Source organism: Halomonas sp. HP20-15, assembly GCF_033446685.1.
GTDB lineage: Bacteria > Pseudomonadota > Gammaproteobacteria > Pseudomonadales > Halomonadaceae > Modicisalibacter.
This window is the reverse complement of the sequence record NZ_JAWQLY010000007.1, coordinates 16,778-41,598: the sequence shown is the minus strand read 5'-3', so window position 1 is coordinate 41,598 and position 24,821 is coordinate 16,778. Positions and strand designations below refer to the sequence as shown.

Genomic DNA, 24,821 nt, shown 5'->3' with positions numbered 1-24,821 from the left:
CGGATCGTCGACGCCGATCATCGGGCGCAGTACTGTTGCGCTTGAACAGGGGAGATTCCGAAATACGCCAACTGTTTTAGCGATCACATCGACTTTAAGAGAAAGCGCGAAGTGCCGATGTAATCAATAGATATGCACATAAAGTTGAATTAGCCACTTAAACTTTATGCAACCTCGCCACTAGGAAATCGCATTTCCAGAGGTCATTATCATGCTCAAAAAAATACATAAAATCAGCGTCAAATACGCTATTGCATTCATTGCAGTGGCACTATCGCTACTCGTCGTCGTGGTCGCCGACTTCCTGCTGGTCGAGTCCGTCAAAGGGCGCATGACCGAATTCAGTACCACATTTAACAAGGCCGTTTCGGAAGTGCTCAATGCCGACCGCGACCTTTACCAGGCCCGTGTCGCCGAACTGGAAATTCTGCGTGCGAAACCCGGGAGCGAACACGCCCAAGCCATCCACGCCGATTACCAGGAAAACGCCCAACAAGCCGTGGATCGTATGCATCAGTTCATGGCGCTCGTGGCCGATTACCCGGACATCGTCATCAAGCTGAACGCCTTCGATAATCTCTACGCTGATTGGCTGCAGAAATCGGGACGAGTCTTCGAGCTTCACGCTTCGGGGGACATTGCCGCCGCCGCAACACTGCTCGATGGAGAATCGCTGAAAGCCTTCGGGGTTCTTCGCGCAACCTATAACTTGGCCGGCGAAGCGGCTGACGCCAAAATCGGCGAACTCCAGACGGCCACGTTGTCCCAGATCAAAACCCAGACCTGGGCAATCGGCTTATTCTCCCTGGCCGTGTTCATTGCTGCGATGGTGATCGCTCTGGTCGGTCCCCAGTTGATGTCCCGCGCTATCCGTCGCGTGACGTCGCGCATCCAAGAGATCACCGAAGGCGACGGCGACCTGACCGCGCGCATCGAATCGAGCCGTCGCGACGAGATCGGCGACCTGGCCCGTCAGTTCAATGCCTTCATCGGTCGCATTGACCAGACCTTGATCTCGGTACGCACCAGTACCCTGGGCGTGAACACCGCGGCGAGCGAAATCTCCAATGGCAGTCAGGACCTGGCCTCGCGCACCGAGCAGGCGGCTTCCAACCTGCAGGAAACCTCGGCCTCGATGGAGCAGATCGCCTCGACCGTGGGCAACACTTCGGACGCTTCGCAGCAGGCCAACAAGCTGGCCCAGTCGACGGTCGAGATCGCCCGTCAGGGTGAGCAAGCGATGCAGCAGGTCGAGCGCACCATGGAAGAGATCAGCGCCTCGGCCGCCCAGATCAGCGAAATAATCTCGCTGATCGATGGCATCGCCTTTCAGACCAACATCCTGGCGCTCAACGCCTCGGTCGAGGCGGCGCGGGCCGGCGAGCACGGCCGCGGCTTCGCCGTCGTCGCCCAGGAAGTGCGCACCCTGGCCAGCCGTTCCAGTGACGCCTCGAAGAGCATCCGCACGCTGATCGACACCTCGGTCGAGCGCACCCAATCGGGCGCCAGCCTAGTCAAGAGCACCGGCAAGACCATGCAGGACATCGTCAAGAGCGTCGAGCAGGTCACCGACGTGATCGGCGAGATCAGCGCCGGCACCAAGGAGCAGAGCCTGGGCATCAGCCAGGTCAACGTCGCGGTCACCGATCTCGACAACATGACCCAGCACAACGCCGCGATGGTCGAGCAGTTCGGTGCCGCGGCCGGCGAAATGCGCGAACAGGCCGAGCGCCTCAATGCCCTGATCGCCAGCTTCAAGCTCAGCGCCACTGCCGAGGCGCCGCCGAGCACCCGGCAGATCGCCGGCATCGCGCAGCGCCCGACTCAGCGTGGCGCCAAGCCGGCCGGCAAGCCGCCATCGAAAGCCGCGCTGAGCGCCGAGGCCGACGAGTGGGCAGCCTTCTAGGCTGCCCCGCCCTGACGTGGTTCGAAGCGCAGCGCCACGCCGTTATTGCACCAGCGTAATCCGGTGGGCTCGGGGCCGTCTTCGAAGACATGGCCCTGGTGCCCACCGCAACGTGCACAGTGATACTCGGTCCGCGGGATCAGCAGCACGAAGTCGCGCTCGCTCAGCAGGTGGCCCTCGATATGATCGTAGAAACTCGGCCAACCGGTACCCGATTCGAACTTGGTCTCGCTGTCGAACAACGCCAGATCGCAGCCCGCGCAATGGTAAACACCGGGGCGCTTTTCGTCGTTGAGCGAGCTCGAGCCGGCCGCTTCGGTGCCCGCCTTGCGCAACACCTCGAACTGCTCCTCGGTGAGCCGCTCCCGCCACTGCGCCTCGCTCAGCTCGAGCGGCTCGATGTCCGCCGCCCGCTTGAGCTCCAGTTGCGGACGCGCCAGCGCCAGCCCCGGCAACAGCCCGGCCAGACCGCCGGCTCCCAACAGCCCCAGAAAGTGACGTCTCTGCATGATCGGATCTCCACGTTGGTCAGCGTCCTCTGACATACGCCTCAGCGACGCCGTTGGATGCACCTGAGACGCAAACAGGGAGCGCCGTGGCGCTCCCTGTTATCGACCGCGCGGCGAAGGCGCGGTTCAGCCGGCAATTCTCAGTCGAGCGTCGGCCCCGCCGCGACGATCGCCGCCCCGACTCCCGAGAACTTCTGGAAGTTGTCGACGAACTTGGCCACCAGCTCCCGGCGCTGGGCGTCGTAGGCGGCCTTGTCGTCCCAGGTCTGGCGCGGATCGAGCAGCTGCGGATCGACCCCCGGCACGCTGGCCGGCACCGCCAGGTTGAGCCCTTCGAGCGTGCGGGTTTCGGCATCCTTGAGCGCGCCGGACTGGATCGCGCCGATCACCGCCCGCGTGGTGGGAATGCTGAAGCGGCTTCCGCCCCGACCGTGGCTACCGCCGGTCCAGCCGGTGTTGACCAGATAGACCCGCGAGCCGAAGCCTTCGAGGCGCTTGATCAGCAGGTCCGCGTACTCGCGCGCCGGACGCGGGAAGAACGGCGCGCCGAAGCAAGTCGAAAAGGTCGCCTCGAGGCCGGCCGACGAGCCCATCTCGGTGGAACCGACCTTGGCGGTATAGCCCGACAGGAAATGATAGGCCGCCGCTTCCTTGGAGAGGATCGATACCGGCGGCAGCACGCCGCTCATGTCGCAGGTGAGAAAGATGATCGCGTTGGGCTCGCCGGCGCGATTGGCGGCGACCCGCTTCTCGATGTGTTCGAGCGGATAGGCGGCGCGCGAGTTCTGGGTCAGGCTGTCGTCGGCATAGTCGGGATGGCGGCACTCGTCGAGCACCACGTTCTCGAGCACCGTGCCGAAGCGAATCGCCTGCCAGATGAGCGGCTCGTTGCGCTCGGACAAGTCGATGCACTTGGCGTAGCAACCGCCCTCGATGTTGAACACCGTGCCCTCGCCCCAGCCATGCTCGTCGTCGCCGATCAGGTAGCGCGCGGGGTCGGCGGACAGCGTGGTCTTGCCGGTCCCCGAGAGACCGAAGAACAGCGTCGTCTCGCCGTCCTCGCCGACATTGGCGCTGCAATGCATGGGCAGTACGTCCTTCTCGGGCAACAGGAAGTTCTGCACCGAGAACATCGCCTTCTTCATCTCGCCGGCATAGCGCATCCCGGCGATCAGCACCCGGCGCCGGGCGAAGTTGAGGATCACCGCACCTTCGGAGTTGGTACCATCGCGCTCCGGCTCACAGGTGAAGTGTGGCGCGTTGAGGATCGTCCATTCGTTCTTGCCCTTGGGGTTGAACGCCTCGGGGCGCACGAACAGGGTACGGGCGAACAGGCAGTGCCAGGCAGTCTCGGTGGTCACGCGAATCGGCAGGTAGTGCTCGGGGTCGGCCCCGACGTGCAACTCGGCGGTGTAATTCTCGCCTTCCGCCAGGTAGTCCTCGACGCGCTCCCAAAGCGCATCGAAACGCTCGGCGTCGAACGGCTGGTTGACCTTGCCCCAGTCGATCAGCTCGGCGGTGGAGGGCTCGTCGACGATGAAGCGGTCGCTCGGGGAGCGCCCGGTGCGCGCCCCGGTATCGACGACCAGCGCACCGTTGTCGGCCAGCCGCCCTTCGCCGCGGGCGATGGCACGCTCGATGAGCTCGGCGGCGCTCAAGTTGAGGTGATTTCTGGCACGCTGTTCCTTGGACGCCTGGGGCGCAGCTTGGTTGATTGTCATGGGTAATGGGTCCTGGGCCGGGGGCCGGTTCTCTCTCGTTAGCCAAAGTGCTTCGCTGGATACCGTCGTGGGCGTTTACCGCCTCTAGGGTCGAATCGGTACACAGACTGAAACAGTATGGCAAAAAGCCCCCGTCCGTCACGCAGCGACGGTCGCCTTCAATGAACGGTCGGCGCGCCGGCGTCCGGCGATTCGATCAGTGACTCGATTTCCGCCGCCGAAAAATGATAGCGGGTGTGGCAGAAATGGCACTGGGTATCGATGGCCTGCTGCTCCTCGAGAATCCCGCGCAACTCCTCGGCGCCCAGGTTGAGGAGCGCCTGGGCGATACGCTCGCGCGAACAACTGCAGGCAAAACGCAACGGCTTGGGATCGAACACCCGCACGGTCTCTTCGTGATACAGCCGGTGCAGCAGTTCTCGCTGACCAAGGTGCAGCAGTTCCTCCTGCTTGACGGTGCCGGCCAGATGCACGGTGCGCTCCCAGGCGTCCGGATCGCGGTTGCTTTGATCGTCGGGCAGTTGCTGCAGCAGCAGCCCCGCCGCACGTTGACCGTCGGCCGACAGCCACAGGCGCGTGGCGAGCTGTTCGGAGCGCGCGAAGTACGCCTCGAGGCAGCCGGCCAGCGAAGGCTCCTCGATCGCCACGATGCCCTGATAGCGATTGCCCTCGCGCGGATCGAGGGTGATCACGATACGCCCCTCGCCGACCAGCGCGTGGAAGTCGGCATCGTCGTCCGGCAACGGCGCGTCTTCGTCGAGACGGGCGATCGCACGCAGTTCACCGCCGGGGTTCGATTCGGCCATCAGCAGGCTCAGGGCGCCTTCGCCGCGAACCTCGATGCTCAGCGTGCCATCGAGCTTGACGGTCTCGGTGAGCAACGCCACGGCGGCGAGCATTTCACCCAAGTGGCGCGTCACCGCCGGGGGGTAGGCATGGCGCTCGAGCACTTCGGCGTAGGACCGCTCGAGGCTGGCGATCTCGCCGCGCACATTGGTGTCATCGAAAAGGAAACGCTGGATCTGGTCGGTCATCGGCTGTCGTCGTAACTCGGGGTCGGGAACGGAGAAATGAAAGAGGACGGCGGACTAGTCGTCTTCGCCGGGGCGCTGGCGCTGGAAACGCTGGATGTTGCGCCGCTCACGCTTGTCGGGGCGCCCGGGCGGCGCGCGCATCGCCTGATTGGCGAGCCGACGATTCTCGGCCTCGCGCTCACGGCGCGCCAGGCTGTCGGCGGTCTCGCGGTAGAGTTCGCGGGCCTCGGTGGCGCCGCGGCGCTGGTCACTGACGGCCAGTACTTCGACTTCCCAGTAATCCCAGCCCTGCGGCACCTTGATCAACGCCCCCGGCTCGACCATCTTGCTGGTCTTCACCCGGGTACCGTTGTACTGGACCTTGCCGCCTTCGATGGCTTTCTTGGCCAAGCCGCGCGTCTTGAAGAAGCGCGCCGCCCACAGCCACTTGTCGATACGTACCTGTTGCATAGTGGGTAAATGGCGACTCAGGCGGTAGGTAACAAGGTCGCGAAGCGATCCAAGACGATAAATTCCTCGAGTTCGCGCTCGGGCCGCTGGCTATCGGGCTGCTTGATGCCCAGCAAATGGCGGATCCCGAACTCGCGGGCGCTTTCCAGCACCGCCGGGTTGTCGTCGATGAACAGCGTACGCTGCGGATCGAACGGCTCTATTTCCTGCAGCGCGAACCAGAACTCCTGATGTTCCTTGGGTACACCGACATCGGCCGACGACACGATCGCGTCCAGGTACTGCTCGAGACCGGTCAGCGGCAACTTGAGCGCCAGACTCTCACGGTCGGCGTTGGTCGCCAGCACGACCCGCGGATGCTGCTGCCTGAGCCAGGTCAGAAAATCCAGCGCGTCGCTGCGCAGCCCGATCAGATGTTGCACTTCGCGCTTGAGCGCCACGATATCCACGCCCAGTTCCTGGCGCCAATAAGCCAGGCTGTACCAGTTCAGCGTGCCCTGCTCGCGGATGATGCGCTCGCGCAGGGTGTCCTGGGTCGCCTCGTCGAGATGATGAAGTTCGACGTAACGCCGTGGTAGATGCTCGAGCCAGAAATGACTGTCGAAGTGCAGGTCCAGCAACGTCCCGTCCATATCCAGCAGAACGGTGTCGATATCGCGCCAATCAAGCATTGGCCAGGGGCTCCGAGGCAGTGGTAAAAGAGACGCACACGATCAGTTCCATTGTACGGATACGCCCGCCATGCCGCCAATATCGCTCCACAAACCCCAGGTCCTCGGCCGCGAGGAGATCGCACGCAGTCGCCTGTTCACCATAGAAAGCCTCGAACTGCGCTTTTCCAACGGCGCCGAACGGACCTTCGAGCGCCTCAAGGGCAGCGGCAGCGGTGCGGTGATGATCGTCGCCATGCCCGACCCCGACCATGTGCTGCTTATTCACGAGTATGCCGCCGGTTTCGACGACTATGCCCTGACCCTGCCCAAGGGTCTGGTCGATCCCGGCGAGGACATCATCACCGCCGCCAACCGCGAGCTCATGGAGGAATGCGGCGTGGGCGCGCGACGCATCGAGCCGCTGGTCGAACTGTCGCTGGCGCCCAACTATATGAATCATCGCATGCAGGTAATGCTCGCCACCGATCTGTACGAAAAGCGCCTACCCGGCGACGAACCCGAGCCCTTGGTAGTGGAAACCCACGCCCTCGATGCATTGCCCGCCCTGCTCGCCCGCGAGGATTTCCATGAGGCCCGGGCCATCGCCGCCCTGTTCATCGCCCGCGAGAAGCTGCGTAGCGAACGCCAGAGCGAGCCTTGGTGGTAACCGCCGTTGAAATGTCATCATTGTTTGACTAGCCTGCTGATACTTAAACCGCGAAGTAACAAGCAGGAACGGCTTTTGTTCCACGCCCATTCCTTTACAGAAGACCTTTCAGTGTCTAGCTTCTGTATAGGTGCAATGAGGACACCAAGCTGTCGTGCAATGATCGGAGGTTGAATTAGCGACGCTTCATCCGCAGGACAGGAAAATGACCATGCAAGGAGGTATGACCATGATGAATATGAAAGGACTCTCACTGACCCTTAGCTCTGCTCTGCTGGCTTCGCTGCTGGCCCTTTCGGGCACCGCCGTGGCTCAGGAAACCTCGGAAGTCGCACCGGATAGTGGCGTCGAAGCGGGCGTCGAAGGGCACAATGTGCCACCGAAAAAGCCCGCCGAGCAGACCAACTCGTCTTCCGTCGATGGCAGCACGAACAGCACCGCAACCCAGGAAAGCGAAGTAGCTAACGATGACGGCGTCGATGCCCTCAAGGCGCGCGACAGTGATTCCGGCGCGCAGGAAGGCGACCAGACGACCTATAACGACGAGGAACTCGTCGAAGACGATGGCGTCGATACCAAAGAAGACAGGATCGACGAAGAAGCGCCGTAATTTTCTAAAGCTCTACGGTGTATCCAAGACCCCGGCTCCGGCCGGGGTTTTTCGTGGGCGCGCAGCGAGCGCTGGTCGACGACAAGGGCGTCGACGGCGAAGACGACCACATCGTTTCCAATCGTCCTTGAATCCCTTCTCCCCCATGAAAAAACCTCGGCAGTGGCCGAGGTTTTTTCATTCTGCTCCACCAAGCGCTAGGCGATTGATGCCAATGCGGCACTTGCTCGTTTATACGCCGCTATCGCGCACCAGCGGGCTGGTGTTGTAGGCGGTACGCGTGTCCACACGCACGGCCTCACCTGTGCGATGCTGCTTGGCATCGATACCGCCGTCAGGCACCAGGCTCACGCCGCGCTCGACGACCGTCGACTGGCTATCCAGGTTAATGGCCGTGTTGCGGACATCCTGGGCCGGATAGGCCGGCGGAACCTGATGGCCATGATCCAGACCGTGATCGAGTACCAGGCTGCCCGACTGGGCAAGCGCGGCGCCGGAAAAGGCCAGTGATGAAGCCAGCAGCAGGGAAGTCAGTGACAGGCTATTTACGCTTTTCATGTTGCTCATCTCCTTTTGAAAGACACGTGACCAAGTGATCGGATTGCGCCGCTTTCGGCATGACGACAAACGGATCGGTTGGCCATCGGACTCGGCGTTCGTGGCGCCTCATCGATGGAAAACATGATAGCAAGCTAACTTTTAGTTAGCAACAACGATTGCACGCTAACTATATTCCCGCTGGATTGGTCCTACCGCCCTGGCGTGATTCGAAAAAAGGGTCCAAACGCAAAGAACCCCGGCATATGCCGGGGTTCTTGATAGCTTCGAACTAGACCGAGCCGCTGCTATCCACGCAGCTTGTTGAGGCCGCCCTCCTTGATGCGCACCCAGCGTTGCTGTCGCGAACTGTCCAGCCCTGCCTCGATAAGCTGCATGACCGCCAGCGCCTCGTCGAGTGGCACCGGATTGCTGCCCTGACCGCGTAATGCATCGCGGATCCCGGCGTAATAGGCCAGGTAGTCGCCGGGGCGGGTCGGCTGCTCGCGGCTGACCAGCGGCGCGTCTTCCCCGTCCCCGTCACGCAGGGTCAGGGTGCCGTTGCGCGGATCCTCGCCCCACTGCGGTGCCGGTGTCTCGCCGGCTTTAAGGCGATCCTCCTGCGGGTCGAGGCCGTACTTGACGTAACTGCCGGCCGTCCCGTGAATCGCGAAACGCGGCGACTCGGATGCCACCAGCGTCGCCGCATGCAGAATGACGCGACAATTGCCGTAGTCGAGCAGGGCATGGAAATCGTCGTCCACCTGAGCGCCATCGCGGCGCTGGACGAGATCGAGCAGGATCGCCTGGGGCATGCCGAACAAGGCGCGCGCCTGATCGAGCAGATGCGGCCCCAGGTCGTACCAGATCCCCGCCCCCGGCTTGGCCTGCTCGCGCCAGCGTTGACGAACTTCGGGTCGAAAGCGATCAAAGTGCGATTCGAAGTGCACCACGCGCCCCAGCGTGCGCTCCTTGAGCAGGTCGCGCACCGTCATGAAATCGCTGTCCCAGCGCCGGTTGTGGAAAACCGACAGCAATTTGCCGGCGTTCTCGGCCTGGTTCTTGAGCTGGCGCCCCTCGCTTAAGGTTATGGTGAAGGGTTTGTCGACCACCACATTCTTGCCGGCGGCGAGCGCCGCCTTGGCCAGCGGGTAGTGCGTCTCGTTGGGCGTGGGGATGACCACCAGGTCGATATCGCTGCGCGCAAACAACGCCTGCGGGCTGGCCTCCACTGCGACGTCCGGCAGATCGGCATGCACCTTGGCGGCATCGCTCGACGACACCGCCACCAGTTCGAGCCCGGGGGTGGCACGAATCAGCGGCACATGGAATGTCTGGCTGGCAAAGCCGTAGCCCACCAGTCCGACGTTGAACGACTCCCTCATTGATTCCTCCTTGTCCAATACAGGCCATCGTGCCCTGCGGGCTTATGCAAAAGACTACGTTGGCTATCGAAAAACGTTCAAAGAAACGTCATGTCGACCTTGGTCTAAGCAGCCATACTCATTACTGCCCACTGTAAGTGAGCGGTGCAAGTTTTATCCACTCGACCGGGAGATAGCGACGATGTGTTGTTGCGAAGAAAGTCTGGAATTGCTGAACGTATGGTATGTCATCGAATGCCAGCTCGAAGCGCTCGAGGATGAGGCTACCGAAGACGCCCGCCAGGCCGCGTGATAGCTGTCGTTGTGGTTAGCCAGGATACAAAGCGCAGCGACGATCAGCGATAGTAATGTGACGAATCAGCGCGACATGCTTGTGTCGGAATTCCAGGACCCGCGGCCTGCGCCGCGGGTCTTACTTTGCAAGCCGCGAAGCGGTCCGCTCAGCTCAATCGAGCTTGGAGAGATCGCGCACTGCGCCGCGGTCGGCCGAAGTCGCCAGCAAGGCATAGGCCTTGAGCGCCGCGGATACCTTGCGTACGCGCTGAATGACCGGCTTCCAGGCCTCGCGCCCGCGCGCTTCCATCGCTTCGCGGCGGCGCGCCAACTCGGCGTCGCTCAATTGCACGTCGATGGTTCGCCGGGGAATGTCGATGCGGATCAGATCGCCGTTCTCGACCAGGCCGATCGCCCCGCCCGCCGCCGCCTCGGGCGAGACGTGACCGATCGACAGTCCCGAGGTGCCGCCCGAAAAGCGCCCATCGGTCAGCAGTGCGCAGGCTTTGCCCAGCCCCTTGGACTTGAGATAGGAGGTGGGATAGAGCATCTCCTGCATGCCCGGCCCGCCCTTCGGCCCCTCGTAGCGTATGACCACCACCTCGCCCGCCTTGACCCGGCCTTCGAGCACATGCTCGACTGCCTGGTCCTGGGACTCGACCACGTGCGCCGGACCTTCGAAGACCAGCACCGACTCGTCGACGCCGGCGGTCTTCACCACGCAGCCATTCTCGGCGATGTTGCCGTAGAGCACCGCCAGTCCGCCCTCGCGGGAGAAGGCGTGGGCGAGATCGCGGATGCAGCCCGTGGCGCGATCGCCGTCGAGGCTCGGCCAGCGTGCCGACTGCGAGAACGCCTGCTGGGTGCGCACACCGCCGGGCCCGGCCTTGAAGAACTCGACCACCTCGGGCGTCGGGTTGCGCATGATGTCCCAGGTGTCCAGCGCCTCGGCCAGGCTATCGCCGTAGACCGTGGGCACCGCGGTATTGAGTACCCCGGCGCGATCGAGCTCGCCGAGTATGCCCATGATGCCGCCGGCGCGATGGCAGTCCTCGATATGATACTGCTGGGTGTTGGGCGCCAGCTTGCACAACTGTGGCACCTCACGTGACAGCCGGTCGATGTCGGCCATGGTGAAGTCGATCTCGGCCTCCTGGGCCGCCGCCAGCAGATGCAGGATGGTGTTGGTCGAGCCGCCCATGGCGATATCCAGGGTCATGGCATTCTTGAAGGCGTCCTTGGAGCCGATCGCCCGCGGCAGCAGGTGCGCCTCATCATTCTCGTAGTAGCGCTTGGCCAGTTCGACGATGCGCCACCCGGCCTGCTCGAACAGGCGACGGCGGTCGCTGTGGGTCGCCAGCGCGGTGCCGTTGCCGGGTAGTGCCAGGCCCAGCGCCTCGGCCAGGCAGTTCATCGAATTGGCGGTGAACATTCCCGAACAGCTGCCGCAGGTCGGGCAGGCGCTGCGCTCGATCTCGGCGATCTCCTCGTCGCTGTACTTGTCGTCGGCGGCCGAGACCATGGCATCGATCAAATCGAGGCCGTGATCGAGCAGCTTGGTCTTGCCGGCCTCCATCGGGCCGCCGGAGACGAAGATCGTGGGAATGTTGAGGCGCATCGCCGCCATCAGCATCCCCGGAGTGATCTTGTCGCAGTTGGAGATGCACACCAGCGCATCGGCGCAGTGGGCATTGACCATGTACTCGACGCTGTCGGCGATGATGTCGCGGCTCGGCAGCGAATAGAGCATGCCGTCGTGACCCATGGCGATGCCGTCGTCGACGGCGATGGTATTGAACTCCTTGGCCACCCCGCCGGCCTTCTCGATTTCGCGGGCCACCAGTTGGCCCATATCCTTGAGATGGACGTGACCGGGCACGAACTGGGTGAAGGAGTTGGCGACGGCTACGATCGGCTTGTGGAAGTCTTCGTCGTTCATCCCGGTGGCACGCCACAGGGCGCGGGCACCGGCCATGTTACGGCCAGCGGTCGTGGTACGTGAGCGATACTCGGGCATGCGATCCTCGTCTTGGCTAGCCATCTTCTACCGTAGCCGGTCAATCGCTGACAGCGGCCCGGCGAGCCCCGCCAGGGCGGGGCTGGATGGTCTGCAGTTGTGTCCAGGTGGGCTGACGATTCTGTCATGTCTCCCCAGCCGAGACCAGCGGGCCGGCCCCTAGAGCGACGCCGCAGATTGTCATGGCGCGCGTTGTGGAGTGGCACTATTGTGAAAAATGACGCGACGGAAACAGCGTCAGTCGAAGGGCCATCAGTGCCCGACGACTCGTCCCACCTGGCAAGATTTCTACGATCAAGGAGTTGTTCATGGAATCTGCAACCAAGAAAACGACCAAGCTGCACGTCTTTGCATCGTCTTTACTGTTGACGGGACTGCTGACCGCAGGGAGCGCACTCGCCAGCGAATCCACCGGCGCCTCCGGGGAGGGCATGAGCGGGTCGGGGAGCGGCAGCATGTCCCAGGAGTGCGCGGAGACGGCTCAGGATGACAGTGGCCAATGTCCGCAAGAAGAAAGCCTTGGCGAAGGCAGCGAAAGCGACTCTAGTGAGGGAACGAGCGCCGGCAGCGGCTCGGGCTCCAGCCAAAGCGGCACCGGCACCGATGCCGGCACCGACAGTGGCGGGAACGGTGACAGTGGTAGCGATAGCGGCAGCGGCAGCGGTTCAGCCGGCGGCGGCACGACCGGTGGCGGCAGCAGCGAATAATCAACCCGTTCCGAGCGGCCTCGGGGCCGCTCGGTCGGCTACACACTTCACTACCGGCCTTGTCCACCTACTCCCGTCCAACTGCTTCCGTCCATTTTGAGCGCGACCTATGTCGTCAACCGTCCCTCGATCAGGGAAAGGCGCCGATCGGCCAACGCGCGGATATCCTCGCTGTCGTGGCTGACCAGCAGGACCGCCACCCCGCGTCGTTGCTGTTCGCGTACCAGCCTCCATAGATGCTGCCGGTTGTCGCTATCCAGACCACTGAACGGTTCGTCGAGCAACAGCAGCGGCTGTTCGCGCAGCAGCGCGCGCAATAACGCCACGCGTTGACGCTGGCCGCCCGACAGCGCATCGGGTAGTCGATCGTGCAGGCCCCCGAGGCCCACGCCTTCGAGCCCGTCGCGAATGCGCCGGTGTGCGGCGGCATCGAGCTTGAGATCGGGCGCCAGGCCGAGCCCCACGTTGGCCCACACCGGCAGGTGCTCGAACAGATTGTGCTCCTGGAAGACCGTGGTCAGCGGACGCTGCCAGGGGGGCAGGTCGTGCCAGGCATCGCCTTGCCAGCTCAACCAGCCCGACGAAGGGTCGAGAAAACCGGCGATCAGACTCAACAGCGTGCTCTTGCCGCCCCCCGAGGGGCCCTGCACCGCCAGGCACTCACCGGGCGCGAGAGCCAGGTCGAAGCAGAAATCCGGCGTCTCGCCGGGATCGGCGCGTCGGTAATGGAAACTCAACTCGCGACACTCAAGCATGACGTCGGGCTCCGGTCGGCCAGTAACGGGATTGGCGATAACGCGGCAAGCGGCGGGACAATCGCTCGAGCAGCGCAAATACCGCCACCACCACCACCAGCAACACCAGCGCCGTGGCGGCGGCGCCCTGCCAGCGATAGCCGCCCAGTTGCTGATAGAGCAGCATCGGCAGGGTCGGCCGGCTGGGGCTGCCGAACAGCGCGATCACGCTGAAGTCGCCCAGCGACAGCGTCATCGCATAGGCCAGCGCCAACCCCAGCGGGCGCCGCAACCTCGGCCACACCAGCCAGCGCCAGCGCGCGATACCATGGATGCCCAACTGGTCGGCCAGCCGGCGCTGGGCCACCGGCGCATCGAACAAAGCGCCCCTGAGCACCTGCATGGCGAACGGCAGCGCCATGCAGGCATTCACCAGCACCACCAGTGCATAACCCTGCCAGCCGCCTCCCAGGCTCGGCCGCAGCAACAGGAACAGCCCGGTGCCCAGCACCAGCGCGGGTATCACCAGAATCAGCTGGCCACCACCCTCCATCAGCGCAGCCGCCCCACTACGCTCCCGGCGATGCAGTTGGGCGCTGCCCGCCAGCAGCGTCAGTGCCACCAGCAGCGCGCCGACGCCGGCTCCCGTGGCCATGCTTAGACTCAGCGCGGTCGCCGGCCATAGCGAGGAGCCACTCGAGACCAAGTCCGGCAAGCCGCCCAGCCCGGCGACGACCACCGCCACCAACGGCGGCAGCAGCAACAGCGCCAGCCCCGCCAGCCACAACGCATCCAGGTAGCGCGTGATGCCCAGCGCATCGCGCCGCCACCAGCGTCCAAGCGGCATGCGTCGCGCACTGGCGGCGATGAGCTGCGTGGCGCCGCCATGACGCAGCGCCAGCGCCCACAGCGACAGGCAGATGGTCAACTGGACCAGTGCCAGCAAGGCCGCCTGGGCCAGATCGCCCTCGAACTTGAGCGCCTGGTAGAGCGCGACCTCGAGCGTGGTCGCCCGCGGCCCACCGCCCAGTGTCATGACGATGGCGAAGCTGGTGAAACACAGCGTGAACACCAGTGCCGCCAGGCGCGGCAGCACCCGCCGGATCACCGGCCACTCCAGCGCCCGCCAGATCGCCCGCCGGGTCAGGCCGAGCTGGGCGGCCAGTCGCCAGTTGGCCTCGGGTTGACGCTCGAGCGCCTGGAGCAGCAGCCGCGCGCTGAGCGGCAGGTTGTAGAATACGTGGGCCAGCACGATCCCCGACAAGCCATAGAGATAGCCAGCGCTCCCGCCGGTCAGCGCCTGCCACAGCGGCGCCGCCCAGCCCTGGCGGCCGTGCACCGCCACCAGTCCGAACAGCGCGATCAGCGTGGGTATCACCAGCGAGAGTTCCATGGTGCGCACCAACAGCCGCCGACCGGGGAAGCGCGGGCGGCGCGCCAGGGCAATTGCCACCGGTAGCGCCAGGGCGACGCTCATCAGCGTCGACAGCATGGCCTGGGTAAGCGTGAAGCGCACCACGCCCATCAGATAGGGGTCGCGCCACAGCGCGGCGACATCGCCCAGCGTGACCCGCGAGAGCAGCGCCGCCAGGCTGGCCAGCCCCATGCCGACCACTGCCAGCCAGGCGAGTGCGCCCAACCACAGCGGTACATCGAGTTTGTGCGCGCTGCTCCGCACTAACGGGTGCTGGCGCGCAGCCACTCGTCGATCCAGGCGCGGCGTTCACGCGCCACGGTCTGCGGCGGGAAGCTGTACACCTCGGGATCGATCAACTCATCGAACGCCGCAGGCAGCGCATCACCGATATCCACCGCCGGATACATCACGTTGGTCAGCGGCAGCTGGCGCTGGAACTGCTCACCGAGCACGAACTCGAGAAATTCGCGGGCCAGCCCGGGATGCTCGCTATGGCGGGTCATCGCCGCGACCTCCACCTGCAGGTAATGGCCCTCGTCGAACGCCACCGCCCGGTAGCGGTCGGTGTTTTCGACCGCCATGTGATAGACCGGCGACGTGGCGTAGGACAGCACCATCGGCGCCTCGCCGTTCATGAACAGCGAGAAGTAGGCCTCGCTCCAGCCGCGGGTGACGGTCAGGATGTGCGGCTGCAAGCCCTCCCATATCTCGTCGGCGCGCTCGCCGTAGGCGTGCTTGATCCACAGCAGCAGGCCCAGCCCCGGGGTGCTGGTGCGCGGGTCCTCGATGATCACCTTGAGGTCGTCGGGAGCGGCGATCAGCTGCTCGAAGCTCGTCGGTGGGTCGGCAAGCGCCTGGGTGTCGTAGACGAAGGCGAACGGCGCCCAGTCGAACGGCACGAAGGTGTCGTCGCGCCATTCGACGGGCAGCGACACCGGCGCCAGGTCGATGCCGTGTGGCACCAGCAATCCCGTCTCGCGGGCGCTGGCCATCAGGTTCATGTCCAGCCCCAGCACCACGTCGGCGGCGCTGTCCTCGCCTTCCAGGCGCAGCCGCTGAAGGATGCCGACGGCACCGTCGAGGGCGACGAAGCGCAAGCGGCAATCGCACTGCGCCTCGAAGGCCTCCTTGACCTTGGGACCCGCGCCCCACTCGGAGACGAAGGCGTCATAGGTATAGACGGTGAGCGTGTCCTCAGCCTGGGCCGCGGCACTGCCGAGCAGTGCCATCAGCGCCAGGCCGCCGACGATCGCCTGTTGAGACATAGCGGTTTCCTAATCGTCATGGGCTTCGAGCTTCGGTGAGCCCTCGAGAGCTGCTTCGAGCTTCGGGGGCAGCATTATACTAGCTCGTTGCCCATGATCGGGCCTTCAATCGAAAACCACTTTCGCGACGTCCCGGTAATGCTTGGCGAAGTGCACCGTCATGCCCTCCTTGAGAAAATCGGGCAATTCGTCGTAGTCGCGGCGGTTGGCCTCGGGCAGGATCGCCTCGAAGATGTCGCTGCGCCGGGCGGCGATGATCTTCTCGCGGATCCCGCCCACCGGCAGCACCTGGCCGGTCAGGGTCAGTTCGCCGGTCATCGCCAGCGCGCGGTCGATGCTCTCGTTCCTGGCCAGCGAGAGCAGCGCGGTGGTCATGGTCACCCCGGCCGAGGGGCCGTCCTTGGGCGTGGCGCCTTCGGGGACGTGCATGTGCACGAACGCCTCGTTGAAGAAGTCCGGATCGGCGCCGTACTCGCCCAGGTGGCCCAGCGCATAGCTATAGGCAATGTTGGCCGATTCCTGCATCACCTCGCCTAGCTTGCCGGTGAGCTTGATGCCGCGCGTCAAGGCATGCACCTTGCTCGCCTCGATGGGCAACGTGGCGCCGCCCATCGCCGTCCATGCCAGGCCGGTGACCACGCCCACGCCCTTGAGCACCTGCTCCTTGCGGAAGATCGGCGCGCCCAGGTACTCCTCGAGATTGTTGACCGATACCTTGACGCTCTGCTGGTCGCCTTCCAGCAGCTTGACCGCCGCCTTGCGCACGATGCGATGCAGCTGCTTCTCGAGTTGGCGCACCCCCGCCTCGCGGGCGTAACCCTCGATCACCTGACGCAACGCCGCGTCGGTCAGGTTGATGCGTTTCTTGGGGATCTTGTCGCGCTCGAGCAGCCGCGGCCAAAGATGGTTCTTGGCGATCGCCACCTTCTCCTCGGCGATATACCCGGACAGCCGCAATTGTTCCATGCGGTCGAGCAGCGCCGGCGGAATGGTGTCGAGCTGGTTGGCGGTGCACACGAACAGCACCTTGGACAGATCCAGGCGCACGTCGAGGTAGTGATCGAGAAAATCGACGTTCTGCTCGGGATCGAGCACCTCGAGCAGCGCCGAGGCCGGGTCGCCCTGGAACGACTGGCCCATCTTGTCGATCTCGTCGAGCATGATCACCGGGTTCTCGACCTCGACCTCCTTGAGCGCCTGCACCAGCTTGCCGGGCATGGCGCCGATGTAGGTGCGCCGGTGGCCCTTGATCTCGGCCTCGTCGCGCATGCCCCCGACCGAGAAGCGGTAGAACTTGCGGCCCAGCGCATCGGCGATCGAACGTCCCACCGAAGTCTTGCCGACCCCCGGCGGGCCGACCAGCATCAGTATCGAGCCGCCCACGTCGCCCTTGAACGTGCCCTCGGCGAGAAACTCGACGATGCGTTCCTTGACGTCGTTGAGGCCGTCGTGGTCGCGATCGAGAACCTGACGGGCATGCTTGAGGTCGAGCTGGTCGTCGGAGGTGACGCCCCACGGCAGCGCGGTCAGCCAATCGAGATAGTTGCGCGTGGTGCCGTACTCCGGCGAGCCGGTCTCGAGTACCGAGAGCTTGTCGAGCTCGTCGTCGATGCGCGACATGACCCGCTCGGGGACCTCGAGATTCTCCAGCCGGGCGCGGAAGGTATCGACGTCGTTCTCGCGGTCGTCCTTGGAGATGCCCAGTTCCTTCTGGATCACCTTGAGCTGCTCGCGCAGGAAGAACTCGCGCTGACGCTCCTGCATCTGCGCGTTGACCTGCTCGCTGATCTCGCTCTGCAACTGGGCGACCTCGATCTCCTTGCGCAGCAGCGGCAGCACCTTCTGCATGCGCGCCATGATCGGCAGGGTCTCGAGGATCTCCTGCAGTTCGCCGCCCTTGGCGGAAGTGATCGCCGCGGCGAAGTCGGTCAGCGGCCCCGGCTCGTGGGGACTGAAACGGTTGAGATAATGCTTGAGCTCCTCGCCGTACAGCGGGTTGATCGGCAGCAGTTCCTTGATGCCGTTGATCATCGCCATGGCGTAGGCGCGCGCCTCCTCGTCCTCGGCGTCGATCGGCTCCTTGGGATAGCTGACCTCGACCAGGTAAGGCGGCTTCTTCGACAGCCAGCGCACGATGCGAAAGCGCCGCATGCCCTGTGCGATGAACTGGATCTGCTGATCCTCGCCCTGAATCTTGTGGACCTTGACCGCAGTGCCGATCTCCGGGAAATCGTCGTGCGCGAGCTCGCCGCCACCGGCGTCGCCGACATAAGCCACGCCCACCGCATGGTGGTTGGTATTGGCGACTCGCTGCATGGTCTCCTGCCAGCGCTGACGCTGGATCACCAGCGGCTGGACCTGCGCCGGGAAGAACGGCCGGTTGTGGATCGGCAATAAGTAGATGCGCTCGGGGAGGTATTCGCTGGTCGGCACCACGGCGCCGTGGTGGCCCTGCGCCTGCTGCTGCTCGGAGGTGTCGCCGAGAATGTCCGCTGCGTTGTGATCGGGATCCTGATCGAATTCGCTCATCGTTCACCTTAGTGTCCGCCGGGCCATGATTGGCCGTCATGCTGCATGCAATGCGGGCAACGCAGACGAAGTTCAAGCTTATAAAGGCAATTCGGGTAGTTCCCGACCGTTGAGGCGCAGCTCGCCGTCAGTCACGCTCAGCGTCAGTTGGCGGGTATCCAGCGGCAGGCCGAGCTGCATCAACAGCAGCGGCGGTACGTCGTAGGCGTTGAGCCGCCCATCGAGACGCTCCCGCCAGGGATCGCGGGTAGCCGCCTGCGCCAGGTCGGCAATCTCCAGCGCCTGGCTGTCGGTGCCGTCGAACGTCAGCTCGCCGTGGCCGCGCATGTCGACCCCGAACATCGCGCTCGATAGATTCAGGGTCTCGAGGGTGAGCCGCGGCGACTCGGCAAGTGTGGCGAGGATCGCCGGCTCGAGGCGCGCCAGCAACGCCCGGCGTTCGGCGACGTCGAGGCTGGCGATAGCGTCGCCGTGCTTTTCCAGCAGCGCTTGCAGCTCGCCGATCAGTTCACGCACCGCCTCGCCATCGAGGCGCTCCAGGACAAGCTCGAGATTGCCGGCCAGCAGCGGCTGGCCGGCGGCTCTGGCCTGCTGCAGCGACAGGCTCATGGCCACCTGCAAGTCCTGTTCGAGGCGGGTCTCGTCGATGTAGCGCAGTGTGTCCAGGGTCAGCGGCGCGCGACGCGGGTCGCGGTACTCCAGCGAGTCGAGGATCAGCTCGTTGCGCTGATGGTAGTAATCGCCGTGGGCGTCGAACCGATAGCGGCTGTCGATGAACAGCGGCCCCGCGATCAGTTGCCGATCGCCCTGAGTGAGTCGCAGCGGGGCGACCTGGCCGGTAAGGCGCAGGTCGCCGAGGCGTCCGCTGAGGTCGAGCTCGGCACCGGTGAAGGCGAGCCGACCGCCCGGCGTCGCCAGTTCGAAGTCGGCGAGCGTGACATGCGCCTCGCCATGGCGCTCGAAATGGTCCAGCGTTGCGGTCCAGCGCGGTTCGGCGCTGGCCAGCACATCGCCGAACAGCGCCCGGGGCTCGCCCGCGTCGCTCGCCAGGCGTATTTGCAGCGCGCCGCCGAGACGCGTATGCAGGAGGCCATGGCGCGCATCAAAGGGCAGCACGAGCCGCCAATCGCCGCCCTCGCCGGCCGGACTCAGCGCAATACGGCCTTGGGAATGAAACCAGCCGCGCTCGCCGACGTCACGCTCGACCCGGAAGCGGCCATCAGCGTTGGCCTCGGCCACCGCGCGCGCCAGCTCGCGCTCGAAGACGTGACTCGAATAGGCCTGGGCGCCCAGGTAGCCCGCCACGCCGACAACCAGCACCAGCGCCACCGCCAGCCATCTCTTGCGCATGCGAGTCTCCTTCACGACTTCGAACCGACGCTAGACCTTAGAAGCGCTGAAAAAATAGATGAGACGTGGGGCCAGGCTAATGCAGCCAGAACCACAGATGCATGGTACTCCAGGCAAAGACCCCGGCGAGCACGTCGTCGAGCATGATGCCGAAGCCGCCGGTGATGCGCCGGTCGACCCAGCGAATCGGCCAGGGCTTGATGATGTCGAAGATTCGGAACACCACGAACCCCCACAGCGCCGCCTCCCATGAGAACGGTACCGCGGCCATGGTCAGCCAGTAACCGACGAATTCGTCCCAGACGATCCCCGAATGATCGTGGACTCCCAGGTCCCGCGAGGTCTTTCCGCACAGCCAGATGCCGACCAGGCCGGCGAACAGGGTCAGGCCCAGGTACCAGGACAGCTCGAGATCGGACAACAGCCAGTAGAAGGGAATGGCCGCCAGGGTACCGAAGGTCCCCGGGGCGAACGGCACGGCGCCGCTGCCCAGGCCAAAGGCGAAGAAGTGCGTCGGCCGACGCCAGACGCTGGCAGGCGCTCGGTTCATGACGCGCCCTCCGGGAAATGCCGCCAACCGTTGCGCAACAGGCCGGCGTCGACCCCGGCGATGCCCGGCGCCTGGCGCAGACGGCCGATGACGGTCAGCGGTACATCGACAGCGGCGAGGCGTTGCCGGGCGGTTTCGAATTGCGCGGCCGGCAGGCTGATCAACAGCTCGTAATCGTCGCCGCCGCACAGCGCCGCCTCGCGGGCAGCCGCCTCGCCGAGGCGTGCCACCAGACCGGCGCTCAGCGGCAGGTCGGCGGCCTCGAGTTCGGCGCCCAGGCCGGAGGCGGTACACAGATGATCGAGATCGACGAGCAAGCCGTCGGAGATATCGATGGCGCTGTGCGCCAGCCCGCGCAGCGCCTCGCCCGCCGCCAGACGCGGCTGCGGCAGCAGGTAAGCGGCCAGCAGCGGATCGTCGAGCTCGCGCTCGCCGGCATACCAGGCGTCGAGCCCGCCGCGGCCGCCGCCCAGCGAACCGGTCACCGCCAGCACGTCGCCGGCTTTACCGCCGCCGCGGGTCAACGCCTGCCCCGCGGGGAACTCGCCATGCACGGTCACCGAGACGCTCAACGGCCCGCGAGTCACGTCGCCGCCGACGAGGATCATCTCGCAGGCCCGGCACAGCGCATGGAAACCCTCGGCGAAACCGGCCAGCCAGGCGTCGTCGGCCTCTGGCAGGGTGATCGCCATCACGCACCAGCGCGCCCGCGCGCCCATCGCCGCCAGGTCGCTGAGCGCCACCGCCAACACCCGGTGACCGATCGCCGCGGCCGGCGCATCGGCGGGAAAGTGCACGTCGGCCAGCGACGAGTCGACGCTGATCGCCAGCTGGCTGCCGGGGGTCGGCGCCAGCACCGCGCAGTCGTCGCCCGGGCCCAGGACGACCCCGGAACCGACGCCAGGCACGCCAGCCGCGGCGGACTGCGCCGGGCCTGCGAAGTAGCGGGTTATGAGCTCGAATTCGCTCAGCATGGGAACGGGCACGTCAGCGACGGCGTGCGTTGACCTCGGTCATCCGCAAGCGTCCGGCGAGCTTGTCGAGGATGCCGTTGACGTATTTGTGGCCATCGGTGGCGCCGAACGACTTGGCCAGCTCGACGCCTTCGTTGATCACCGCGCGATACGGCACTTCGAGGCGATGCGACAGCTCGTAGGTACCGAGGCGCAGGATCGCCAGCTCGATGGGATCGAGATCCTCGATGCGCCGGTCGAGCAGCGGCGCGATGGCGGCGTCCAGCTCGCCGCAGTTACGGGCCACGTTGTGCAGCAGGTCGTGGAACAGCGCCAGGTCGGCGATCTCCATCACCTTGCGCCAGTTCTCGTGGTCCTCGAGATCCTCGTCGGCGATCTGGCTGCGGAACTCGGCTTCCACGCTGGTCACCGCCTTGCCGGTCATCTGCCACTGATAAAGACCCTGAACGGCCAGTTCGCGGGCGGCGTGACGCGCCTCACGGGCGCTGCTCGTCGGCTGTTCCCGGCGGCTCATGCCTGGCCCCCGAAGCGCTTCATCAGCGACACCATCTCCATCGCCGCCATGGCCGCCTCGGCGCCCTTGTTGCCGGCCTTGGTGCCGGCGCGCTCGATGGCCTGCTCGATGGAGTTGACGGTCAGCACGCCATTGGCGACCGGCGTCTCGAATTCCAGTTGCAGCGCCCCCAGGGCGCTGTTGCAGCCGCCGGCGACATATTCGAAATGCGGCGTGCCGCCGCGGATCACCGCGCCCAGCGCGATCACCGCGTCGGGCTTGACCACGCGCAGCGCGCGCTTGACGGCCAGCGGCAGCTCCCAGGCGCCCGGAACGTGGACGAGATCGATGTTGTCCTCGTCGACACCGTGGCGCACCAGGCTATCGACGGCGCCCTCGACCAGGCTGTCGACCACGTGGTGGTTGAAGCGCCCCACGACGATCACGTAGCGACCGTCGACATCGGTGAAGGAACCTTCGACTTGAGAAATCGGTTGCATAACCATGTCCTGACAAAAAAGGGGGCTTATTCTAGCGGCTCGCCCGCATCGGCGGAATCGGCATCCAGCCGTTCGACCACTTCCAGGTCGAAACCCGACAGCGCGGAAAACTTCCACGGCGAACTCAACAGGCGCATCTTGCCGACCCCCAGCTGACGCAGGATCTGCGAGCCGGTACCGATCATCAGGTAGTTGCCGGCGCCATCGGAATCGCTGGTGCGCGGCGCCCGGCGACGTTCGAGGAAGATGTCCAGCTGCGACTTGAAGTCGAGCGAGGCGCGGCCGTCGTCGAGCAGCACGAAGACCCCGGCGTCGGCCGCGGCGATCTTCGCCAGGGCGTGGTGCGCGGTCCAGTTGCTGCGCTCGGGCTTTTGCAGCGTCAGCAGATCGCGCAGGCTGTCGGCGAGATGCACGCGCACCGTGGTCGACGCGTCGGGCGTCGGCTCGCCCTTGACCAGTGCCAGGTGGTGGGCGCCCTGGATGCGATCGTGGAACACCTGCAGGGTCATCGGACCGAACGCAGTCTCCACCGGCTGCGACTCGACGCGCTCGATGGTCTGCTCGGTATGAATGCGATAGTGGATCAGGTCGGCGATGGTGCCGATCTTAAGGCCGTGCTCGGCGGCGAAGCGCTCGAGTTCGGGGCGCCGCGCCATGCTGCCGTCGTCGCTCATCACCTCGCAGATCACGCCGCTGGGCTCGAAGCCGGCCATCGCCGCCAGGTCGCAGGCCGCCTCGGTATGGCCGGCGCGGCGCAGCACCCCGCCCGGCTCGGCCATCAGCGGGAAGATATGCCCGGGCTGGACGATATCCGCGGGCTTGGCGTCGCGCGCCACCGCGGCCTGCACGGTGCGCGCCCGATCGGCGGCCGAGATGCCGGTGGAAACGCCCTCGGCGGCCTCGATCGACAGCGTGAACTTGGTGCCGAAGCCCGAGCCATTGTCGCGCACCATCAATGGCAGGTTGAGCCGCTCGCAGCGCTCGCGGGTCATCGGCAGGCAGATCAGGCCGCGTGCGTGGCGCGCCATGAAGTTGATGTGCTCTGCCTCGACCTTCTCGGCGGCCATGATGATGTCGCCTTCGTTCTCGCGATCCTCGTCGTCCATGAGGATCACCATCTTGCCCTGGCGAATGTCCTCGACCAGCGCTTCGATACGTGCCAGGCCCTGGGCGGACGTCGAAGCGTCGGCGGGCTGTGAAGAAGCGGACTGTGAAGAAGAGAGCGCCATGGAATCTCCGGTCTTTTCGAACGGCGTTGTCGGCAAATGGCGACTGTTTCGCGCGCCTTTGTCACTTCGCCGGGTCAGGTCGGCGGTCAGGGTACCTGTCTGCAGGCGCGCGCGCCAGTCCCCCGAGGGGGCGTCATACGCCGCGTTGCGGACGGGCGATGATACGCCAGTCGTGGCCGACGGCGCGGATGTCGTCGATCAGCAACGGCCGCTGCTGCGCCATGCGCTCGAGCCCGGGGATCGCGAACAGCGGGCGCGCCTCGCCGCCCAACAGCGTGGGCGCGACGAACAGCTGCATCTCGTCGATTAGCTCGGCGTCGAGCATCGCCCCGGCGAGCGTCGCCCCGGTCTCGAGCAGGACTTCGTTGCACGCCTCGTGCGTGGCCAGATGATCGAGCAGCGCCACCAGATCGACGCGGCCGTCGCTTCCGCTGGGCATGATCAGCACCTCGGCGCCGGCCGCTTCCAACGCGGCGCGGCGCTCGGCGTCCTGGCTGCAGGCGACGATCAGCGTACGCCCCGGCTCGCTCAGGCAGGCCGCCGCCAACGGCAGCCGTAGCCGCGTGTCGACGATCACCCGCAGCGGCTGGCGGGCGGCGATCGCCTCGCCCTGCTCGCCCTCGAAGCCCAGTTGATCGGCGCGCACGGTGAGCCGCGAGTTGTCGAAGATCGCCGACTCGACGCCGGTCATCACCGCGCTCGAGCGCGCGCGCAGACGCTGCACCTCGCGCCGCGCCGCGGGGCCGGTGATCCACTGCGATTCGCCGCTGGCCATCGCGGTGCGCGCATCGAGACTCATCGCCATCTTCAACCGCACGAACGGCCGCCCGCGGCTCATCCGCGCGATGAACCCCGGGTTCAGGGCCCGCGCCTCGCTTTCCAGCAGACCGAGCTCGAGCTCGATGCCGGCCTCGCGAAGCAATGCCAGGCCGCGCCCGCCGACCTCGGGGTTGGGGTCGCTCATCGCCGCCACCACCTTGGCGACACCGGCCTCGATCAACGCCTCGGCGCAGGGTCCGGTGCGGCCGTGGTGCGCGCAGGGTTCCAGGGTCACGTAGGCGGTCGCTCCGCGCGCCGCCTCGCCGGCCGCGCGCAGCGCATGGATCTCGGCATGCGGCTCGCCGGCACGCACATGCCAGCCTTCGCCGACGATGCGCCCGCCCTTGACCAGCACGCAGCCGACGCGCGGGTTGGGGTCGGTGGTGTAAAGCCCGCGATGCGCCAACTTGAGCGCGCGGGCCATGTAGGATTCGGGGGTGGTCTTGGCCATGTCATCCCTTGACGCTAGAGGCTAGAGATTGCGCATGAACA

General features: G+C 65.4%; 23 protein-coding genes and 1 pseudogene. 5 read left to right on the top strand and 19 right to left on the bottom strand.

Annotated features, from left to right (window positions below):
• The first annotated feature begins 265 nt into the window (after positions 1–265).
• The gene (locus R6258_RS10700; RefSeq protein ID WP_412176373.1) at positions 266–1,906 is read left to right on the top strand and encodes a methyl-accepting chemotaxis protein; all 1,641 of its coding nucleotides are present in this window, start codon (positions 266–268) and stop codon (positions 1,904–1,906) included.
• Here R6258_RS10700 and msrB read toward each other — a convergent pair.
• From msrB to yrfG, 5 genes are all read right to left on the bottom strand, one after another.
• Complete coding sequence (gene msrB, locus R6258_RS10695) at positions 1,903–2,415, bottom strand: peptide-methionine (R)-S-oxide reductase MsrB (protein WP_318450037.1); 513 nt, start codon at positions 2,413–2,415, stop codon at positions 1,903–1,905. The two genes, R6258_RS10700 and msrB, sit on opposite strands and share 4 nt — an antisense overlap.
• Before the next feature lie 140 nt (positions 2,416–2,555).
• On the bottom strand, positions 2,556–4,136 hold the full coding sequence (locus R6258_RS10690; RefSeq protein ID WP_318450035.1) for a phosphoenolpyruvate carboxykinase: 1,581 nt from the start codon (positions 4,134–4,136) through the stop codon (positions 2,556–2,558).
• A 158-nt stretch (positions 4,137–4,294) separates the two neighbouring features.
• On the bottom strand, positions 4,295–5,170 hold the full coding sequence (hslO, locus tag R6258_RS10685; protein WP_318450033.1) for an Hsp33 family molecular chaperone HslO: 876 nt from the start codon (positions 5,168–5,170) through the stop codon (positions 4,295–4,297).
• 54 nt (positions 5,171–5,224) lie between these two features.
• On the bottom strand, positions 5,225–5,620 hold the full coding sequence (locus R6258_RS10680) for an RNA-binding S4 domain-containing protein (protein ID WP_318450030.1): 396 nt from the start codon (positions 5,618–5,620) through the stop codon (positions 5,225–5,227).
• A gap of 17 nt (positions 5,621–5,637) precedes the next feature.
• Positions 5,638–6,291: a GMP/IMP nucleotidase gene (yrfG, locus tag R6258_RS10675; RefSeq protein ID WP_318450028.1), complete on the bottom strand. Its 654-nt coding sequence runs from the start codon at positions 6,289–6,291 to the stop codon at positions 5,638–5,640.
• A gap of 70 nt (positions 6,292–6,361) precedes the next feature.
• Here yrfG and nudE point away from each other — a divergent pair, with 70 nt between their 5' ends.
• Together nudE and R6258_RS10665 are read left to right on the top strand one after the other, a co-directional pair.
• On the top strand, positions 6,362–6,940 hold the full coding sequence (nudE, locus tag R6258_RS10670) for an ADP compounds hydrolase NudE (protein ID WP_318450025.1): 579 nt from the start codon (positions 6,362–6,364) through the stop codon (positions 6,938–6,940).
• 229 nt (positions 6,941–7,169) lie between these two features.
• Positions 7,170–7,550: a hypothetical protein gene (locus R6258_RS10665; protein WP_318450023.1), complete on the top strand. Its 381-nt coding sequence runs from the start codon at positions 7,170–7,172 to the stop codon at positions 7,548–7,550.
• Positions 7,551–7,781: 231 nt separating this feature from the next.
• Here R6258_RS10665 and R6258_RS10660 read toward each other — a convergent pair whose 3' ends face one another.
• Both R6258_RS10660 and R6258_RS10655 read right to left on the bottom strand, forming a co-directional pair.
• Positions 7,782–8,108 carry a hypothetical protein gene (locus R6258_RS10660; RefSeq protein ID WP_318450020.1) on the bottom strand — a complete coding sequence of 109 codons (327 nt, stop codon included), beginning with the start codon at positions 8,106–8,108 and terminating at the stop codon, positions 7,782–7,784.
• A gap of 287 nt (positions 8,109–8,395) precedes the next feature.
• Positions 8,396–9,472, bottom strand: a complete 1,077-nt coding sequence (locus R6258_RS10655) for an oxidoreductase (RefSeq protein ID WP_318450018.1) — start codon at positions 9,470–9,472, stop codon at positions 8,396–8,398.
• A 360-nt stretch (positions 9,473–9,832) separates the two neighbouring features.
• Here R6258_RS10655 and R6258_RS18885 point away from each other — a divergent pair.
• Positions 9,833–9,988 (top strand): annotated as a pseudogene (locus R6258_RS18885) (hypothetical protein); the annotation flags it as partial.
• Here R6258_RS18885 and ilvD read toward each other — a convergent pair.
• Positions 9,918–11,762: a dihydroxy-acid dehydratase gene (gene ilvD / locus R6258_RS10650; RefSeq protein WP_318450422.1), complete on the bottom strand. Its 1,845-nt coding sequence runs from the start codon at positions 11,760–11,762 to the stop codon at positions 9,918–9,920. The pseudogene R6258_RS18885 and the gene ilvD overlap by 71 nt on opposite strands.
• 308 nt (positions 11,763–12,070) lie before the next feature.
• On the opposite strand from ilvD, the gene R6258_RS10645 reads away from it, so the two are divergent.
• Positions 12,071–12,469 carry a hypothetical protein gene (locus R6258_RS10645; RefSeq protein WP_318450015.1) on the top strand — a complete coding sequence of 133 codons (399 nt, stop codon included), beginning with the start codon at positions 12,071–12,073 and terminating at the stop codon, positions 12,467–12,469.
• Between the two features lie 107 nt (positions 12,470–12,576).
• Here R6258_RS10645 and R6258_RS10640 read toward each other — a convergent pair whose 3' ends face one another.
• The 11 genes from R6258_RS10640 to ribD form a co-directional block, all read right to left on the bottom strand.
• On the bottom strand, positions 12,577–13,224 hold the full coding sequence (locus R6258_RS10640) for an ATP-binding cassette domain-containing protein (RefSeq protein ID WP_318450012.1): 648 nt from the start codon (positions 13,222–13,224) through the stop codon (positions 12,577–12,579).
• Positions 13,217–14,905, bottom strand: coding sequence for a thiamine/thiamine pyrophosphate ABC transporter permease (thiP, locus tag R6258_RS10635; protein ID WP_318450011.1), 1,689 nt, complete (start codon positions 14,903–14,905; stop codon positions 13,217–13,219). Before thiP ends, R6258_RS10640 begins: the two co-directional genes overlap by 8 nt.
• Positions 14,881–15,885: a thiamine ABC transporter substrate binding subunit gene (thiB, locus tag R6258_RS10630; protein ID WP_318450010.1), complete on the bottom strand. Its 1,005-nt coding sequence runs from the start codon at positions 15,883–15,885 to the stop codon at positions 14,881–14,883. The genes thiP and thiB overlap by 25 nt, the downstream gene beginning before the upstream one ends.
• A 105-nt stretch (positions 15,886–15,990) precedes the next feature.
• The gene (lon, locus tag R6258_RS10625) at positions 15,991–18,414 is read right to left on the bottom strand and encodes an endopeptidase La (RefSeq protein WP_318450009.1); all 2,424 of its coding nucleotides are present in this window, start codon (positions 18,412–18,414) and stop codon (positions 15,991–15,993) included.
• A 78-nt stretch (positions 18,415–18,492) separates the two neighbouring features.
• Positions 18,493–19,764: a DUF945 family protein gene (locus tag R6258_RS10620; protein ID WP_318450007.1), complete on the bottom strand. Its 1,272-nt coding sequence runs from the start codon at positions 19,762–19,764 to the stop codon at positions 18,493–18,495.
• A gap of 76 nt (positions 19,765–19,840) precedes the next feature.
• Entirely contained in the window at positions 19,841–20,314 is a 474-nt protein-coding gene (locus R6258_RS10615) for a phosphatidylglycerophosphatase A (protein ID WP_318450005.1), read from the bottom strand.
• Positions 20,311–21,288 (bottom strand): thiamine-phosphate kinase, encoded by a 978-nt coding sequence (gene thiL / locus R6258_RS10610; RefSeq protein ID WP_318450002.1) that lies wholly within the window; start codon positions 21,286–21,288, stop codon positions 20,311–20,313. Before thiL ends, R6258_RS10615 begins: the two co-directional genes overlap by 4 nt.
• Before the next feature lie 13 nt (positions 21,289–21,301).
• Entirely contained in the window at positions 21,302–21,802 is a 501-nt protein-coding gene (gene nusB, locus R6258_RS10605; RefSeq protein ID WP_318450000.1) for a transcription antitermination factor NusB, read from the bottom strand.
• Positions 21,799–22,281, bottom strand: a complete 483-nt coding sequence (gene ribE / locus R6258_RS10600; protein ID WP_318449999.1) for a 6,7-dimethyl-8-ribityllumazine synthase — start codon at positions 22,279–22,281, stop codon at positions 21,799–21,801. The genes nusB and ribE overlap by 4 nt, the downstream gene beginning before the upstream one ends.
• Before the next feature lie 26 nt (positions 22,282–22,307).
• Positions 22,308–23,510, bottom strand: coding sequence for a bifunctional 3,4-dihydroxy-2-butanone-4-phosphate synthase/GTP cyclohydrolase II (gene ribBA, locus R6258_RS10595; RefSeq protein WP_318449996.1), 1,203 nt, complete (start codon positions 23,508–23,510; stop codon positions 22,308–22,310).
• Between the two features lie 133 nt (positions 23,511–23,643).
• On the bottom strand, positions 23,644–24,780 hold the full coding sequence (gene ribD, locus R6258_RS10590) for a bifunctional diaminohydroxyphosphoribosylaminopyrimidine deaminase/5-amino-6-(5-phosphoribosylamino)uracil reductase RibD (RefSeq protein WP_318449994.1): 1,137 nt from the start codon (positions 24,778–24,780) through the stop codon (positions 23,644–23,646).
• Positions 24,781–24,821 lie beyond the last annotated feature (41 nt).